The sequence below is a fragment of the Sphingobium sp. genome (assembly GCF_035511395.1).
Taxonomy (GTDB): Bacteria; Pseudomonadota; Alphaproteobacteria; order Sphingomonadales; family Sphingomonadaceae; genus Sphingobium.
Map to the genome: position 1 here is coordinate 1 of NZ_DATKFP010000160.1, position 14,163 is coordinate 14,163.

The 14,163-nt window shown below is 65.1% G+C and carries 16 protein-coding genes; 1 reads left to right on the forward strand and 15 read right to left on the reverse strand.

The features are described from left to right. The 8 genes from ligA to truB form a co-directional block, all read right to left on the reverse strand. Window positions 1-1,266, reverse strand: a 1,266-nt coding sequence (gene ligA, locus VMR39_RS10715; protein WP_325415959.1) for an NAD-dependent DNA ligase LigA, incomplete at its 3' end; no start/stop codon positions are given. A 265-nt stretch (window positions 1,267-1,531) separates the two neighbouring features. Beyond that, window positions 1,532-1,906, reverse strand: coding sequence for a putative quinol monooxygenase (locus VMR39_RS10720; RefSeq protein ID WP_325415960.1), 375 nt, complete (start codon window positions 1,904-1,906; stop codon window positions 1,532-1,534). Window positions 1,907-2,009: 103 nt separating this feature from the next. Beyond that, window positions 2,010-3,674: a DNA repair protein RecN gene (gene recN, locus VMR39_RS10725; RefSeq protein ID WP_325415961.1), complete on the reverse strand. Its 1,665-nt coding sequence runs from the start codon at window positions 3,672-3,674 to the stop codon at window positions 2,010-2,012. 55 nt (window positions 3,675-3,729) lie between these two features. Next, on the reverse strand, window positions 3,730-4,515 hold the full coding sequence (locus tag VMR39_RS10730; RefSeq protein ID WP_325415962.1) for an outer membrane protein assembly factor BamD: 786 nt from the start codon (window positions 4,513-4,515) through the stop codon (window positions 3,730-3,732). Between the two features lie 56 nt (window positions 4,516-4,571). Further along, entirely contained in the window at window positions 4,572-5,591 is a 1,020-nt protein-coding gene (locus VMR39_RS10735) for a sensor histidine kinase (protein WP_325415963.1), read from the reverse strand. Between the two features lie 150 nt (window positions 5,592-5,741). Beyond that, entirely contained in the window at window positions 5,742-8,087 is a 2,346-nt protein-coding gene (pnp, locus tag VMR39_RS10740; RefSeq protein ID WP_325415964.1) for a polyribonucleotide nucleotidyltransferase, read from the reverse strand. Window positions 8,088-8,261: 174 nt separating this feature from the next. Continuing rightward, entirely contained in the window at window positions 8,262-8,531 is a 270-nt protein-coding gene (rpsO, locus tag VMR39_RS10745; RefSeq protein ID WP_325415965.1) for a 30S ribosomal protein S15, read from the reverse strand. Then, the gene (truB, locus tag VMR39_RS10750) at window positions 8,532-9,506 is read right to left on the reverse strand and encodes a tRNA pseudouridine(55) synthase TruB (protein ID WP_325415966.1); all 975 of its coding nucleotides are present in this window, start codon (window positions 9,504-9,506) and stop codon (window positions 8,532-8,534) included. A gap of 419 nt (window positions 9,507-9,925) precedes the next feature. Here truB and VMR39_RS10755 point away from each other — a divergent pair, with 419 nt between their 5' ends. Continuing rightward, window positions 9,926-10,618, forward strand: coding sequence for an HAD family hydrolase (locus VMR39_RS10755; protein ID WP_325415967.1), 693 nt, complete (start codon window positions 9,926-9,928; stop codon window positions 10,616-10,618). A 12-nt stretch (window positions 10,619-10,630) separates the two neighbouring features. Here the strand turns inward: VMR39_RS10755 and VMR39_RS10760 are convergent, their stop codons facing one another. From VMR39_RS10760 to VMR39_RS10790, 7 genes are all read right to left on the reverse strand, one after another. Further along, window positions 10,631-11,182, reverse strand: a complete 552-nt coding sequence (locus VMR39_RS10760; protein WP_325415968.1) for a GNAT family protein — start codon at window positions 11,180-11,182, stop codon at window positions 10,631-10,633. Then, complete coding sequence (locus VMR39_RS10765; protein ID WP_325415969.1) at window positions 11,179-11,757, reverse strand: thymidine kinase; 579 nt, start codon at window positions 11,755-11,757, stop codon at window positions 11,179-11,181. Before VMR39_RS10765 ends, VMR39_RS10760 begins: the two co-directional genes overlap by 4 nt. 8 nt (window positions 11,758-11,765) lie before the next feature. Further along, on the reverse strand, window positions 11,766-12,662 hold the full coding sequence (locus VMR39_RS10770) for an alpha/beta hydrolase family protein (RefSeq protein WP_325415970.1): 897 nt from the start codon (window positions 12,660-12,662) through the stop codon (window positions 11,766-11,768). A 16-nt stretch (window positions 12,663-12,678) separates the two neighbouring features. Further along, a complete protein-coding gene (locus tag VMR39_RS10775; protein WP_325415971.1) occupies window positions 12,679-13,068 on the reverse strand; it encodes a type II toxin-antitoxin system VapC family toxin in 390 nt (129 codons plus the stop codon). Further along, entirely contained in the window at window positions 13,068-13,367 is a 300-nt protein-coding gene (locus VMR39_RS10780) for an AbrB/MazE/SpoVT family DNA-binding domain-containing protein (protein ID WP_325415972.1), read from the reverse strand. The genes VMR39_RS10775 and VMR39_RS10780 overlap by 1 nt, the downstream gene beginning before the upstream one ends. 1 nt (window position 13,368) lies before the next feature. After that, window positions 13,369-13,770 (reverse strand): 30S ribosome-binding factor RbfA, encoded by a 402-nt coding sequence (rbfA, locus tag VMR39_RS10785; protein WP_325415973.1) that lies wholly within the window; start codon window positions 13,768-13,770, stop codon window positions 13,369-13,371. 178 nt (window positions 13,771-13,948) lie between these two features. Further along, on the reverse strand, window positions 13,949-14,163 hold a 215-nt coding region (locus VMR39_RS10790), incomplete at its 5' end, for a hypothetical protein (RefSeq protein WP_325415974.1).

A 14,163-nucleotide genomic window follows, 5' to 3' on the forward strand; every position in this document is an offset into this window, starting at 1 on the left:
GACCGGGCAATGGGTCGGGAAAGGAAAGGGTTCGCGCACCTCATCACGGGTGAGATTGTCGACCACCTGCGGGATCACGTCGCCTGCGCGCTGCACCACGATACGGTCGCCGGGACGGACGCCGAGGCGAGCGATCTCGTCGGCATTGTGCAGGGTCACGTTGGACACGACGACGCCGCCCACGGTGACGGGCGTGAGGCGGCCGACGGGGGTCAGCTTGCCGGTGCGGCCGACCTGGATGTCGATGGCTTCCAACGTCGTCTGCGCGCGTTCGGCGGGAAATTTATGCGCGATCGCCCAGCGCGGCGCCTTCGCCACGAAGCCCAGCCGCTGTTGCCAGTCAAGCCGGTCGACCTTGTAGACGACGCCGTCAATGTCGAAGGGCAGGTCGGCGCGCGCCGCCTCGATTCCGCGATAATGGGCGATAAGGGCGTCAAGGCTGTCGACGCAGGCCAGCATGTCCGAAACAGGCAGTCCCCAGCCCGCAATCGCCTGCATCATACCCAGTTGGGTATCGGCAGGCAAAGCGCTGTGGGCGCCCCACCCATGGGCGAGGAAGCGCAGCGGGCGGCTGGCGGTGACGCTCGCGTCCTTCTGGCGCAGCGATCCGGCGGCGGCGTTGCGGGGGTTGGCGAACTGGCGCGCCTTTTCCGGGTCGTCGGCCTCGGCGAGAAGGCGCTGGTTGAGCGCCACGAAATCGCCCTTGGCCATATAGACCTCGCCGCGCACCTCGAACAGGTCGGGGATATCGGGGCCGGTCAGGCGCTGGGGAATATCGGCGATGGTGCGGACATTGGCGGTGACATCCTCGCCCGTTGTACCGTCGCCACGCGTCGCGGCCAGCACCAGTTCGCCCTGCTCATAGCGCAGCGAGCAGGACAGGCCGTCAATCTTCGGCTCGGCGGTGAGCGCCAACGGTTCGGCTTCCGGCAGCGCGAGGAAACGGCGCACACGGGCGAGAAACTCGGCAATGTCCTCGTCGGAAAAGCCGTTGTCGAGGCTCATCATGCGGACGGCATGGGGCACCTTCTTCAGGGCCGATGTGGCAGCGGCGCCGACCTGCGCGTTGGGCGAATCGGCGCGGATCAGCTGCGGGAAAGCCGCTTCGAGTGCGTTATTCTCGCGGATCAGCGCGTCATAGTCCGCGTCGCTGATCTCCGGCGCATCCTGATCATGATAGAGCCGGTTATGCTTCGCCACCTCCCTGGCAAGGCGCATCAGGCGGTTGGCGGCTTCGGCTTCTGTAAGGGTCGCAGGATCGGTCATGGGGATGCTTTAGCCGCTGTCAGGCGCCTGCGAAAGCGGGAGTAGATCGTCCTTTCCGGTTCACGCGGAGGCGCGGAGACGCGGAGGGAATTGGAGGGCGGCGCTATTTTCTTTTGTGCTCAGAGGCACAAAGGGCGCAGAGCTTTTTTAAAGAGCCGCTCCAAAGAGCCGCTCCGCGGCATGCCGCATCGGCCGAAGGCCGCTCAAAAAATCTCCGCGCCTCCGCGCCTCCGCGCAAACAACAATATCAACGTCGGCGGCAGGATCACACCCCCGCTACCGGCACCGTCTCGAAATGCTGGGGGAAGCCCGCGATGATCGGCTTTGCCCTGGCGATGGCGGCGCGGACGGCGGGCAGTTTGAGCGATGCGGCATGGCTCTCGCGGCTGTCCCAGACTTCGGTGATCCAGATCGCCTCCGGATTGGCCGTGTCCAATGCCACGACATAGGACAGGCAGCCCGGCATCGCGCCGGTCGCTTCGGTGAGGATGGCGACCAGTTCGTCGCGCTTGCCAGGAACGCTGAGCATCTGGCCGATCAGGCCGTAGCGGGGCCTGGGCTCCTGCGCGGCGGCGGGAATGGCGGTTGCGGCGATCGTAGCGGCGGCGAGGCCGAGCATGTCTCTGCGGTTATGGGTCATCACGCGTACCCTTTCCTGAAAGTCCGTTCGTTTCGAGCGTGTCGAGAAACGGCTAGAACTGCGCTATCGTTTCTCGACTTCGCTCGAAACGAACGGAGGGGGATTAAACCCGCTCCAGCAACCGCTCCGCCTGCGCCCGCGCTTCGGCGGTGATCTCCGCGCCCGACAGCATCCGTGCGATTTCCTCGCGGCGCTCGCTATCGTCCAGCGCGTGAACGCCGGTGCGCGTGACGGTACCGTCGCTCGACTTGGCGATCAGCATATGCCCCGCCCCCCGCGCCGCGACCTGCGGGCTGTGGGTGACGACCAGGATCTGGTTGCTGCGCGCCAACCGCGCCAGCCGCTCGCCGATCGCATCGGCCACCGCGCCGCCCACGCCCCGGTCGATCTCGTCGAAAATCAGCGTATCCGCCCCGCCCCGCTCGGCCAGCGCGACCTTGAGCGCAAGGATGAAGCGCGACAATTCACCGCCCGACGCGATCTTCGCCAGCGGTGCGAAGGGCGCGCCGGGATTGGTCGAAATCTCGAACTCGACCCGGTCCATGCCCTGCGCGCTCCACTGGCCCTCGTCCAGCTGCGCAACCACAGTACGGAAGCGCGCGGCGTCCAGCTTCAGCGGCGCCAGTTCCCCCGCCACCGCCGCGTCGAGCCGCCCGGCGGCCAGCTGGCGCTCGGCCGACAGCGCCTGCGCGGCGGCGCGATAGGCGGCGGCCTTTGTCGCGACATCCTTCTCCAGCGCGTGGATATGTTCTTCCCCGCCCTCGATCGCGGCGAGCTTCGCGGCCATCTCATCGCGCAGCGCGGCAAGATCGTCGGGCGCGACCTGATGCTTGCGGGCAAGGCCGCGCAGGTCGAACAGCCGCGTCTCGATCGCGTCGAGCCGGGCGGGGTCGAAGCTCAGCGCCTCGGCCGCCTCGGCCAGACGATCCTCCGCCTCGCCCGCTTCCACCACGGCGCGGTCCAGCGCTTCGAGCACGGCGGTCAGCAGCGGCTCCTCCCCGGCGATCCGGTCGAGCCGCCGCGCCGCCTGACGCAACTGGGCAAGCCCGCCGTCGGAGCCGGTCAGGCAGTCGCTGACGGCGGACAGATCGTCTGACAGGCGCGCGCCCTTCTGCATGGTCGCGCGCTCTTCGGCCAGCATCGCCTCCTCGCCGGCTTCCGGCGCGAATTTGCGCAACTCCTCGACCGCGTGGGTCAGGTAATCGCGGTCGCGCGCGGCATTGTCGACGATGGTGCGCGCTTCGGCCAGCGCAGTGGCGGCAACCCTCCAGGCGGCATGGGCGGCGGCCACCGCCTCCGCCTCGCACCGGCCATAGGTGTCGAGCAGCGCCCGGTGGCCGCGCGGGTTGAGCAGACCGCGATCGTCATGCTGGCCGTGAATCTCGACCAGCGATCCGCCAAGGTCGCGCAGCAGCGCGGCCGAACAGGGCTGGTCGTTGACGAAGGCGCGACTGCCGCCATCGGCCTTCACCAGCCGGCGGATCAGCAAAGGCTCGCCCGGCTCGATATCGATGCCGTTGTCGACCAGCAGCGCGGTGGCGCGGTGGTCGGCGGCGGGCGGATCGAAGGTCGCGACGACGCTCGCCTGCGCCTCGCCATTGCGGACGAGGCCGGTGTCGGCGCGCGCGCCCAGCGCAAGGCCGAGCGAATCGAGCAGGATCGACTTGCCCGCGCCCGTCTCGCCGGTCAGCACGGACAGGCCCGCGCCGAACTCCAGGTCCAGCGCCTCGATCAGTACGACATTGCGGATGGCGAGCGAGGTCAGCAAGTCGTCCGTCCTAAATCACCATCCCGGCGAGGGCCGGGATGATGCCATTCTGTGGTCAGGCCTTGCCGCCATGCTGCTGCATCAGCTTGTAGCTGCGCTCATACCATCTGGTGCCGGGATAGTTGCGGCCCAGGACGGCGGCGGCCTTCTGCGCTTCGGCGGGGATGCCGAGCGAGAGATAGGATTCGACCAGACGCTCCAGCGCTTCGGGCGTGTGGGTCGTCGTCTGATATTTGTCGATCACGGAGCGGAAGCGCAGCGTGGCGGCGAGCCACTGGCCGCGACGCTGGTAGAAGCGGCCGACCTCCATCTCCTTGCCAGCCAGATGGTCGTTCACCAGGTCGACCTTCAGCCGCGCGTCGGCGGCGTAGCGGGTGTCGGGATAACGGCGGATCAGTTCGCCCAGCGCATCCATCGCCTGCTGCGTGATCTTCTGGTCGCGGGTGACGTCGGCGATCTGCTCATAATAGCAGAGCGCGATCAGATAATAGGCGTAGGGCGCGTCCTTGTTGCCGGTGTGGATCGACAGGAAGCGCTGCGAGGCCGAAATCGATTCCGGATAGTCCCGGTTCATATAATAGCTGAACGCCGACATGAGCTGTGCGCGGCGCGCCCAGGGCGAATAGGGATGCTGGCGCTCCACCTCGTCGAACAGCGCGGCGGCGAGCTTGTACTGGCCGCGATCGAGCCGCGCCTTGCCGCTGTTGTAGAGGGTCGACACGTCGCGCGCGACATAGAGGGTGTCGGCCTTGTTCTTCGATGTCGAGCAACCCGAGAGCAGGGCGGCGAGCATGACCGAAGCGGTAACCGCGCCGATGCGCGTCAGGTTTTTCGTCAACATGGAGCGGGTCATAGCCGAGCGGATCGCCGTCGCCAAGCGGCAGAATGGCGCGCCGATCAACTGGCCGTCCGAAGCGGCAGGTCGAGCCGCGCGACCGCCCCCGCCGCGACGCCGGGCGACAGGCTGAACCGCCCGCCCAACTGCGCCGCGAGCGCATTGGCGATACGCAGGCCAAGGGATTCTCCCTTCTCCGCCTCCAGTTCGGGCGCAACCCCGCGCCCGTCGTCCGCGACGCGCAGCACCAGCGCCTCCTCCTCCGCCTCCAGCGTCACGTCGATCCGTCCCGCCCGGTCGGGCAGACCATGTTCGATCGCATTGCTGACCGCTTCGGCCACCACCAGCGCCAGCGGCACCGTAACATTGGGATCCAGCGTCAGTCCGCCCGGCGCATCGACCGACAGGCTGATGTCCCCGCGCCCCGACGCATCGACCACATCCCCGGTCAGCGCCGTCAGGAACGCCCGCATATCCTGCCCCTTGAGTTCGGGATCGTAGAGCGCGCGGCTGATACGGCCGACCAGCGCCAGCCGTTCCGACGCCTCATCCAGCGCGCGGCGCGCCACCTCATGATCGACATGCCGCCGCTGGAGCGAGAGCAGAGCGGCCACCACCTGAAGATTGTTCGATACCCGATGCTGCAATTCGCGAAACAGCAGTTCGCGATTGTCGGCCAGCACCCGGCTGCGCTCCCGCTCGATCGCCAGGTTGAAATTGGCGCGCTGCATGAAGTGGATCAGCAATATGTCGACCACCACCACCCCGGTGTAGAACAGCATCGCCACGATGACCGCCGGGTTCAAAGCGAAGCCGAAGGGCGGCGGGATGAAGAAATACCAGGAGGCGATACCGCAGACGATCGCCGCGAAAATCCCCGGCCGCACACCAAACAGGAATGATGAGAGGATGACGGCGGGAAAGAAGGTGACGAAAGGATAGCCGTTGGGCAGCAACGGTTCGGCGGCGAAACGCAGCATCAGTGCCGATGCGCACAGGATCAGGGTCAGCGCATAGGCATGAACCGGCCGATCGAGAACGAGCGGCAGGCGTTCGACAAAGCGCTCGTTGCTCCTGTGCATGGCGATCCCCAGGGTGGCGTTTGGTTACAGTAGCAGAACCTTACGCTTGCGCATTGATCGAAATCAGTCGGACACCGCTTTGCGACGAGACGAAAAAGGGGCGCCCGGACTGACCGGACGCCCCTTTGTCTGTCAGCAGTTGCTGCGCGATCAGTCCTGGGTCAGGAAGTCGGGCAGACCGGCGTTGCCGCCGTCGTCGCCCCCATTGCGGTCGTTGCCTTCGCTGCGCGGGCCACGATCGCGGCGCGGACCGCGATCCCCGCCCCGATCGCCACCGCGACCGCCACGATCACCGCCGTCACGGCGCGGACCGCGACCACGATCACCGCGATCCCCACGGTCGCCGCGCGGTTCGCGCGGTTCGCGCGGTTCGCGGGCCGGACGGGTGTCTTCCAGTTCCTCGCCGGTTTCCTGATCGACGACGCGCATGGACAGGCGAACCTTGCCGCGCGGATCGATTTCAAGAACCTTGACCTTCACTTCCTGGCCTTCCGACACGACGTCGGTCGGCTTTTCGACGCGCTCATTCTTCATTTCGGAGACGTGGACGAGGCCGTCCTTGCCACCCATGAAGTTCACGAACGCACCGAAGTCGACGATGTTGACGACCTTGCCGTTGTAGATCTTGCCGACTTCCGCTTCCTCGACGATGCCGAGGATCCACGCCTTGGCGGCTTCGATCTGGGCGATGTCGGACGAACTGATCTTGATGATGCCTTCGTCGTCGATGTCGACCTTCGCGCCGGTTTCCGCGACGATCTCGCGGATGACCTTGCCGCCGGTGCCGATGACGTCGCGGATCTTCGACTTGTCGATCTGGATCGTCTCGATGCGCGGGGCATGGGCCGACAGCTCGGTGCGGGTCGAGGACAGCGCCTTGCTCATCTCACCCAGGATGTGGGCGCGGCCTTCCTTGGCCTGACGCAGCGCGACTTCGAAGATTTCCTGCGTGATGCCGGCAACCTTGATGTCCATCTGCATGGTGGTGATACCTTCTTCGGTACCGGCCACCTTGAAGTCCATGTCGCCCAGGTGATCCTCGTCGCCCAGAATGTCGCTGAGGACAGCGAAATTCTTGCCTTCCAGGATCAGGCCCATGGCGATGCCCGACACCGGACGCTTCAGCGGAACGCCCGCGTCCATCATCGACAGCGAACCGCCGCAGACCGTCGCCATCGACGACGAGCCGTTCGACTCGGTGATGTCGGACAGGACGCGGATGGTGTAGGGGAACTCGTCCTTGCTCGGCAGAACCGGGTGCAGCGCACGCCATGCCAGCTTGCCATGGCCGACTTCGCGACGGCCCGGCGCGCCGAAGCGGCCGACTTCACCGACCGAATAGGGCGGGAAGTTATAGTGCAGCATGAAGTTTTCATAATGAACGCCGACCAGGCCGTCGATCATCTGCTCGGCGTCCTTGGTGCCGAGCGTGGTGGTGCAGATCGACTGCGTCTCACCACGGGTGAACAGCGCCGAACCATGGGTGCGCGGCAGGAAGCCAACCATCGCCTCGATAGGGCGGATCTGGGTCGTGGTGCGACCGTCGATGCGCTTGCCGTCCTTCAGGATGGCGCCGCGCACGATTTCGGCTTCCAGCTTCTTGGTCAGCTTGATGCCGGCCATCACGGTCTGGGCGTCCAGGCCGTCGGCCGCGAACTGGGCCTTCGCCTTGGCGCGAGCTTCGTTCAGCGCGTTCGAGCGGGCCGACTTGTCGGTCAGCTTGTAGGCGGCCGTGATGTCCTTGCCGATCAGCTTCTTCAGCTTCTTCTTCAGCTCTTCGGTGTCGTCGCCCTTGGCGATGTCCCACGGATCCTTCGCGGCCTGCTCGGCCAAGTCGATGATCGCGTTCGCCACCTTCTTGCTCGCTTCATGGGCGAACAGGACGGCGCCGAGCATCACGTCTTCCGACAGTTCCTTGGCTTCGGATTCGACCATCATCACCGCGTTGCCGGTGGCGGCGACGACCAGGTCGAGTTCGCCGGTCTTCACTTCGTCCAGCGACGGGTTCAGCTGATATTCGCCGTCCTTGTAACCGACGCGCGCGGCGCCGATCGGACCCAGGAAGGGCACGCCCGACAGGGTCAGCGCGGCCGAAGCGGCGATCATCGCCACGATATCGGGTTCGCTTTCGCCGTCGAACGACAGAACCTGCGCGATCACGTTGATTTCGTTATAGAAACCTTCGGGGAACAGCGGGCGGATCGGACGGTCGATCAGACGGGAAACCAGCGTTTCCTTTTCCGTCGCGCCACGCTCACGCTTGAAGAAGCCACCCGGAATGCGACCGGCGGCCGAATATTTTTCCTGATAGTGGACGGTCAGCGGGAAGAAGTCCTGGCCTTCCTTCACCGACTTGGCGGCGGTCACGGCGCACAGCACCACGGTTTCGCCATAGGTCGCCAGCACGGCGGCGTCGGCCTGGCGCGCGATCCGGCCGGTTTCGAGGGTCAGCGTCTTGCCGGCCAGCTCGATCGAAACTTTCTTTACATCGAACATGTTGTTTTCCTTCGCCCACCTGGCCCTATTGCCGGGCGGGGCCTGTGATGCGGGCTAACCGGCCCGCTGCGGTGTCGGGGCATCGTCTGGCCCCTTGAAACGGACATATCACCGGATTGCGATATTCCCGGAATCAGAAACGGCCCCGAATGGGGCCGTCCCTTTTAGCAAGGCTTACTTACGCAGGCCCAGCTTGGCGATGAGGTCGGTGTAACGCGCCCCATCCTTCTTCTTCAGATAGTCCAGCAGCGAACGGCGCTTGTTAACCAGCATCAGCAGGCCGCGACGGCTGTGGTTATCCTTGTGATGACCCTTGAAATGCTCGGTCAGGTTCGTGATGCGCTCGGTCAGGATCGCGACCTGAACTTCCGGCGAACCGGTATCACCCTCGGCGCGGGCATGTTCCTTGATAAGCGCTTCCTTGCGCTCGGCAGTGATCGTCATCTAGTCTTCTTCCTTCGACATCAGGTTAAATCCGCGCACCACCCGGACGTTTCCGTCCTCGATCTCAACCAGCGCCACGGGCAATGTCCCGTCGGTCGCCAGATGAAGTCCGGTGGCAGCATCACGCCCCGAAAGCACCTTCCCCTGTCGGAGAGCCAGCGCTTCATCGGGAGAGACTGCGAGAGCCGGGATGTCGTCCAGCCCCGCCGTCAACGGCAGCATAAGCCCACCGATGCCGCCGCCCCTAGCAGCTTCGTCCAATTTGTCCAGCGAAATTGCCGAATCCAGGGTGAATGGCCCGGCTTTCACGCGGCGCAGCATGGTGACATGCCCGACCGTGCCGAGGGCGAGCGCAATGTCGCGCGCAAGGCTGCGGATATAGGTGCCCTTGGAGACATGGGCCGTGAGCGTGACGGACGTCAGCGCCCCCTCCTCCGTTCGGTTCGCGCCTGTCGAGAATGCTTGCGCACCGTTCTCGACAGGCTCGAACCGAACGGGCGCCAGTTCGTGGATCGTCACCGACCGCAGCTTCATTTCGACCTCTTCCCCCTTGCGGGCGAGGTCATAGGCGCGCTGGCCGTCGATCAGGATGGCGCTGTAGGCGGGCGGCGCCTGCTCGATCGGGCCGGTAAAGCGGGGCAGGATCGCCTCCACTTGCACCGGCGTGGGCCGATGATCGCTCTGCGCGATGACCTTCCCCTCCAGGTCGAGCGTATCGGTCTGCGCGCCGAAGGCGATAGTGAAGTCATAGATCTTGTCGCTGTCGAGCATCCGCCCCGCCAGCTTGGTCGCCTCCCCGATCGCGATCGGCAGCACGCCTGTCGCCAGCGGATCGAGCGTACCGCCATGACCGACCTTCCACTTTTCCGTCCCGCCCAGCAGTTCCCGCTGTATCCGCAGCGCGCGCTTCATCGCGCTGACCGCCTGCGTCGAGCCGAGGCCATGGGGTTTGTCGAGGATGATCCAGCCGTGCATGGCGGCGCGCTCTATATCGCCTGCCCCGCCCTGTCAGCCCTTAACGGCCGCCGTTGGCTCTAGACCGCGCCGGAAACGGCCAGCGGCGGACATTAATTCGACGTCATCCCGGGCTTGACGCGGAATCCCGCTTCTTTAGGCCCAACCTTGAAAGGCAGCCGGACCCCGGCTCAGGGCCGGGGTGACGAGCGCCGGGGCGGTCGGCTAACCACCCTTTTTCGTCGTTCCCGCGCAGGCGGGAACCCATCTCCTGACCTTGCATCCAGTACTACGTTGATGAGATGCCCCCCACCTGCGCGGGGATGACGGGTGGGGAAAGTCAGTCCGCTTTCCACCCACTTGCACCACAACCGCCCATCTGCCCCCCCACGTCGCACACATCTCGACTTCCCGCCCGGCGCGGGGCTACAAGCGGCCCCATGACGATCAAGCTCATCTGCCTCGATGCCGACGATACGCTCTGGCACAATATGCGCCATTTCAATGCGACGGAGGATGCGCTGCTCGACATGCTGCGCCCCTTTGCGGAGGCCGACGTGACGCGCGAACGGCTGATCGCCTGCGAGACGCGCAACCTGCCGCTCTATGGCTATGGCGCCAAGGGCTTCACCCTCTCGATGATCGAGACGGCAGTGGAGCTGGCGGGCGAGTCGCTTTCGACGTCGATGATCGAGGGGATATTGGCGGCCGGGCGCGCGCTGCTCGCCCATCCGGTAGACCTGTTCGACGGGGTTCAGGACACGCTGGATAAACTGGCGAAGGTCGGCCCGCTGGTGCTGGTGACGAAGGGCGACCTGCTCCATCAGGAAAGCAAACTGGCCGCATCGGGTCTCGGCGACCTTTTCTCCGGCATCGAGATCGTGAGCGACAAAAAGGCGGACACCTTCCGCACCCTCTTCGCCCGCCACGGCATCGCCCCCGAAGAGGCGGTGATGGCGGGCGACTCCATGCGGTCGGACATCCTCCCCGCGCTGGAGGCCGGCGCCTGGGCCGCCTTCATCCCGCAGGAAGGCGCCTGGTACCATGAAAGCGCCAAGGCACCGTCCAATCATCTGCAATTCACCCAGTTGGAACGACTGGCCGACCTGCCGAACTGGATTATTTCGATATAGTAACGATCCGGCTTATGCCGTCCGCGCCCGCCATTCATCCGCGAGGATCGAATAGATCACCGTGTCCCGGATATGGCCGGTCCAGGTGACGCGCTGCTGGCGCAGCACGCCCTCGCACACCGCGCCCAGCTTCTCCACCGCCTTTTGCGAGCGGATATTGCGCCGGTCGATGCGGAACTCGATCCGGGTGAAGCCGCAGTCGATCGCCCGCCCGATCAGCAGCGGCTTGATCCGGCCGTTCAGACCCGTGCCGCGCACCACCGGGGTCATGTAGGTGCCGCCTAGTTCCAGCCAATTGTCAGCCGGATTGAGGTGCAGATAGCCCGACATGCCGACCTCCGCGCCATCGGCGCGGATCAGGAAAGGGCAGCGATCCGGATTGGCGATGGTCGCGTCGAAAACGGCATCGAAATCCTCCGCCGCCCAGCGGCTCGGAAAAATCTCCCACACCGGATCGTCGACCGGGCAGATCGCGCGGAGCGCCTCGCGATGGCCTTCGCGCAGCTGCTCAAGATGCAGGCCGGGCGCTTTGATCGGGGCCAGCAATCGATCGATCCGGCTCATTCCTGCATCTGCTCCACGAAATGACGCCGACATAGGGCGACATAGCGGTCGTTGCCGCCAATCTCGGTCTGGTCGCCCTGCCGGATCGCCCGGCCCTGTCCGTCGACACGCAGGTTCATCGTTGCCTTGCGCCCGCATTCGCAGATCGTCTTGATCTCGCTGAGCGAATCGGCCAGCCCCAGCAGCGCGGCGCTACCGGGGAAGAGCTGCCCCTGAAAATCGGTGCGGATTCCGTAGCAGAGAACCGGGATGCCCAGCCGGTCGCAGACACCGCCCAATTGCCACACCTGCGCCTCGGTCAGGAACTGCGCCTCGTCCACCAGCACGCAGGACAGAGGCGTCGCCTCATGCTGCGCGGCGATGGCGACGAGCATGTCGGTTTCGCTGTCGAACAGAGCGGCATGCGCCTCCAGCCCGATGCGCGACACGATCCGCCCCTGACCGTAGCGATCGTCCAGCGCCGCAGTCCACAGCATCGTGTTCATGCCGCGCTCGCGATAGTTGAAGTCCGATTGCAGCAGCGTGGTCGATTTGCCCGCATTCATCGAGCTATAGTAGAAATAGAGCTTCGCCATGACCCGCCTTAGCGAATGGTGGGCGCGACGCCAGCGAGGAAACGGACCAGCGCATCGGCCAGCGCGATCCGTTTGTCGGAAAAGCTGTGATCGGTGGGCCAGACCATCAGCCGCGTATCCGGGTTCGCGCCCTGCGCATCGGCGGCAGCCTTGCGCGCCATGGCGCCGATGCCCTTTTCCGCGCCGATCATGGTCAGCGGCCGGCGGCCATAGCCGGCAAGCCGGCGGCCAAGGTCGAACTTCGCCCCATCCGCCTTGATCTCGCCGGTCAGGCTTTCATAGCTCGCGCCATTGAGCGGCGGCAGGTCGCTCGCCACCTCGGCCTTCCAGCCCGCCTCCCCTTCCGGCGTGGCGAGCGCCGCGACGGTCTGCGCCGGATCCCAGGGATCGATCAGGAACAGCCCGGCGACGCGCGGTTCGGCGGCGGCGACATCGGCGGCCATGAAACCACCCATGCTGTGCCCCGCGACCACGATCGCGCTGGTGTCGATGCGATATCTGGCGACGGCCGAGGGTTGCTGGAGGAACTGGAGCGCGGTGAAGGCATCCTCCGACGCATTGCCGAAGGAGAAGGTGCCGGGACTGCCCCAGGATCCGCGATAATGGAGCGTCAGCACATTCCATCCGGCCCGCCGCGCTGCCTGCGCCAGATCGAGATTCTGTTCGTTGCCGGGAAAGCCATGGAGCAGCAGCAGGGTCGGGTGGAGGCCCGACCCGGCGGCGGTGTACATGACCGCGTTCATCGCTCCATCCTGCGCCGGAATGACGAAGGCACTCATGCCCGCCGGATAGGCGGCGTCAGGCCTCGGATCGGCGATGACGGCGGAGTGGATCGCAGGATCTTTGGCGAGGGCGGGCGCAACCGCGCAGGACAGAAGCGCACAGGACAACCAGAAAGCCCGCATGATATATTCCCCGTTCTTAGGCCAAGGTGATGACGGCAACGGGCGGGGAATCCCCTGCCAACTTTTCGATCCGCCGGTCGAATGTCAGAAACGCCTCTGCCTCGCCAGCCATCGACAGATGCATCATGTCGGCAAAGTCGGCGCCAGCGGCAAAGCGGTCCAACACCCAATATAGGCCGACAGGAAAGCCAATCGCTTCCGAAAGGTCGATGACGTCCCGAAAGGCAGCTTCGATCCTTTCGCGCGGCCAGTCATAGCTGGAACGCAACACCCATTCCGTTTCGACGGCGACCGTGGGCAACAACACAAACCCCCGACTGATCCGCTCCGCTGCAACCGCCGCCTGCGCAGGGTCGTCGCCCGTCAGGAACCGGACCAGAACGTTGGAGTCGATGGCTACCGCCATCAGCCCTTCCGGTCGCGGAACATCTGCGCAATCGCCGCATCCATCTCCTCGATGGAAACCGGCGGTCCCTGATGCTGATAACGCGCCCTGATCCCGGTCATGATCTCGTCAAAGCTGCGGCCGGATTTCTTGTGCTGCGGCTTCAGCAGCACGCCGCCGCCCATGGGAACGACGTCAAGCACCTGCCCCGGCGCAAGACCAAGCTGGTCGCGCACATCCTTGGGGATGACGACCTGGCCTTTCGCCGACAGGGTGGTCTTGGCGTTCATGACGGTAAGATGCGTCTTACCGTCCGACAAGTCAATCGTCGCCTTCGTCCTGCGTCAGGTCGCGGGCGACCTTGGGATCGCGCAGCAGCTTGTCGATATGGCTACCCTCGTCGAAGCTCTCGTCGGCAAGGAATTTGAGCTTCGCCGCATATTTCAGGCGAATGCGGGTCGCTACTTCGCGCTGGAGATAGGCGGTGTTGGTCCGCAGTGCCTTGAGCACCGCTTCCTCATCCTGCCCCAGCAGCGACTTGATGAAGACCGTCGCGTGGCGCAGGTCGGGCGACATGCGCACTTCGGTGACGCTGACGACATGCTTGGCCAGCACATCGTCATGCACGTCGCCACGCTGGAGAATTTCGGACAGGACATGGCGCACCTGCTCGCCCACGCGGAGGAGACGGACGGAGGGGCCTTCGGATTGCTGTTGAGCCATAATTAAAACTCCCCCCTCCCTTTTGGTCTCAGGAGGGGCACGTAACCCTCCTCAGAGGGTTGGGGGTGGTTTGCGAGCGTAGCGGGCACTGCCGAATAACGAAAGGGTGGAAGCGATTGCTCACGCAATCGCTTCCACCCCAAGCTCTTCCCCGAAAGGAAAGATCGTCCGTCCCGGCTTAAAGCGTGCGTGCGCGCTCTTCGACTTCGAACAGTTCGAGCGTGTCGCCAGCCTTGATGTCGTTCGTATCCTGAAGGACCGCACCGCACTCCATGCCTGCACGCACTTCGGAGACGTCGTCCTTGAAGCGGCGGAGCGAGGCGATGTTGGTGCGCGACACGATGACATCGGCGCGGGTGAGACGCGCGGACAGACCCTTGCGGATGATGCCGT

What these genes read in the sequence shown, in the direction of transcription:
- truB (WP_325415966.1), bottom strand. Translation starts at nt 9,506, where the DNA reads ATGCACGGCTGGATCATCCTCGACAAACCCCATGGCCTCGGCTCGACG.
- VMR39_RS10730 (WP_325415962.1), bottom strand. Translation starts at nt 4,515, where the DNA reads ATGTTGACGAAAAACCTGACGCGCATCGGCGCGGTTACCGCTTCGGTC.
- VMR39_RS10760 (WP_325415968.1), bottom strand. Translation starts at nt 11,182, where the DNA reads ATGAGCCGGATCGATCGATTGCTGGCCCCGATCAAAGCGCCCGGCCTG.
- pnp (WP_325415964.1), bottom strand. Translation starts at nt 8,087, where the DNA reads ATGTTCGATGTAAAGAAAGTTTCGATCGAGCTGGCCGGCAAGACGCTG.
- VMR39_RS10735 (WP_325415963.1), bottom strand. Translation starts at nt 5,591, where the DNA reads ATGCACAGGAGCAACGAGCGCTTTGTCGAACGCCTGCCGCTCGTTCTC.
- VMR39_RS10770 (WP_325415970.1), bottom strand. Translation starts at nt 12,662, where the DNA reads ATGCGGGCTTTCTGGTTGTCCTGTGCGCTTCTGTCCTGCGCGGTTGCG.
- VMR39_RS10755 (WP_325415967.1), top strand. Translation starts at nt 9,926, where the DNA reads ATGACGATCAAGCTCATCTGCCTCGATGCCGACGATACGCTCTGGCAC.
- rpsO (WP_325415965.1), bottom strand. Translation starts at nt 8,531, where the DNA reads ATGACGATCACTGCCGAGCGCAAGGAAGCGCTTATCAAGGAACATGCC.
- VMR39_RS10765 (WP_325415969.1), bottom strand. Translation starts at nt 11,757, where the DNA reads ATGGCGAAGCTCTATTTCTACTATAGCTCGATGAATGCGGGCAAATCG.
- VMR39_RS10720 (WP_325415960.1), bottom strand. Translation starts at nt 1,906, where the DNA reads ATGACCCATAACCGCAGAGACATGCTCGGCCTCGCCGCCGCTACGATC.
- VMR39_RS10775 (WP_325415971.1), bottom strand. Translation starts at nt 13,068, where the DNA reads ATGGCGGTAGCCATCGACTCCAACGTTCTGGTCCGGTTCCTGACGGGC.
- rbfA (WP_325415973.1), bottom strand. Translation starts at nt 13,770, where the DNA reads ATGGCTCAACAGCAATCCGAAGGCCCCTCCGTCCGTCTCCTCCGCGTG.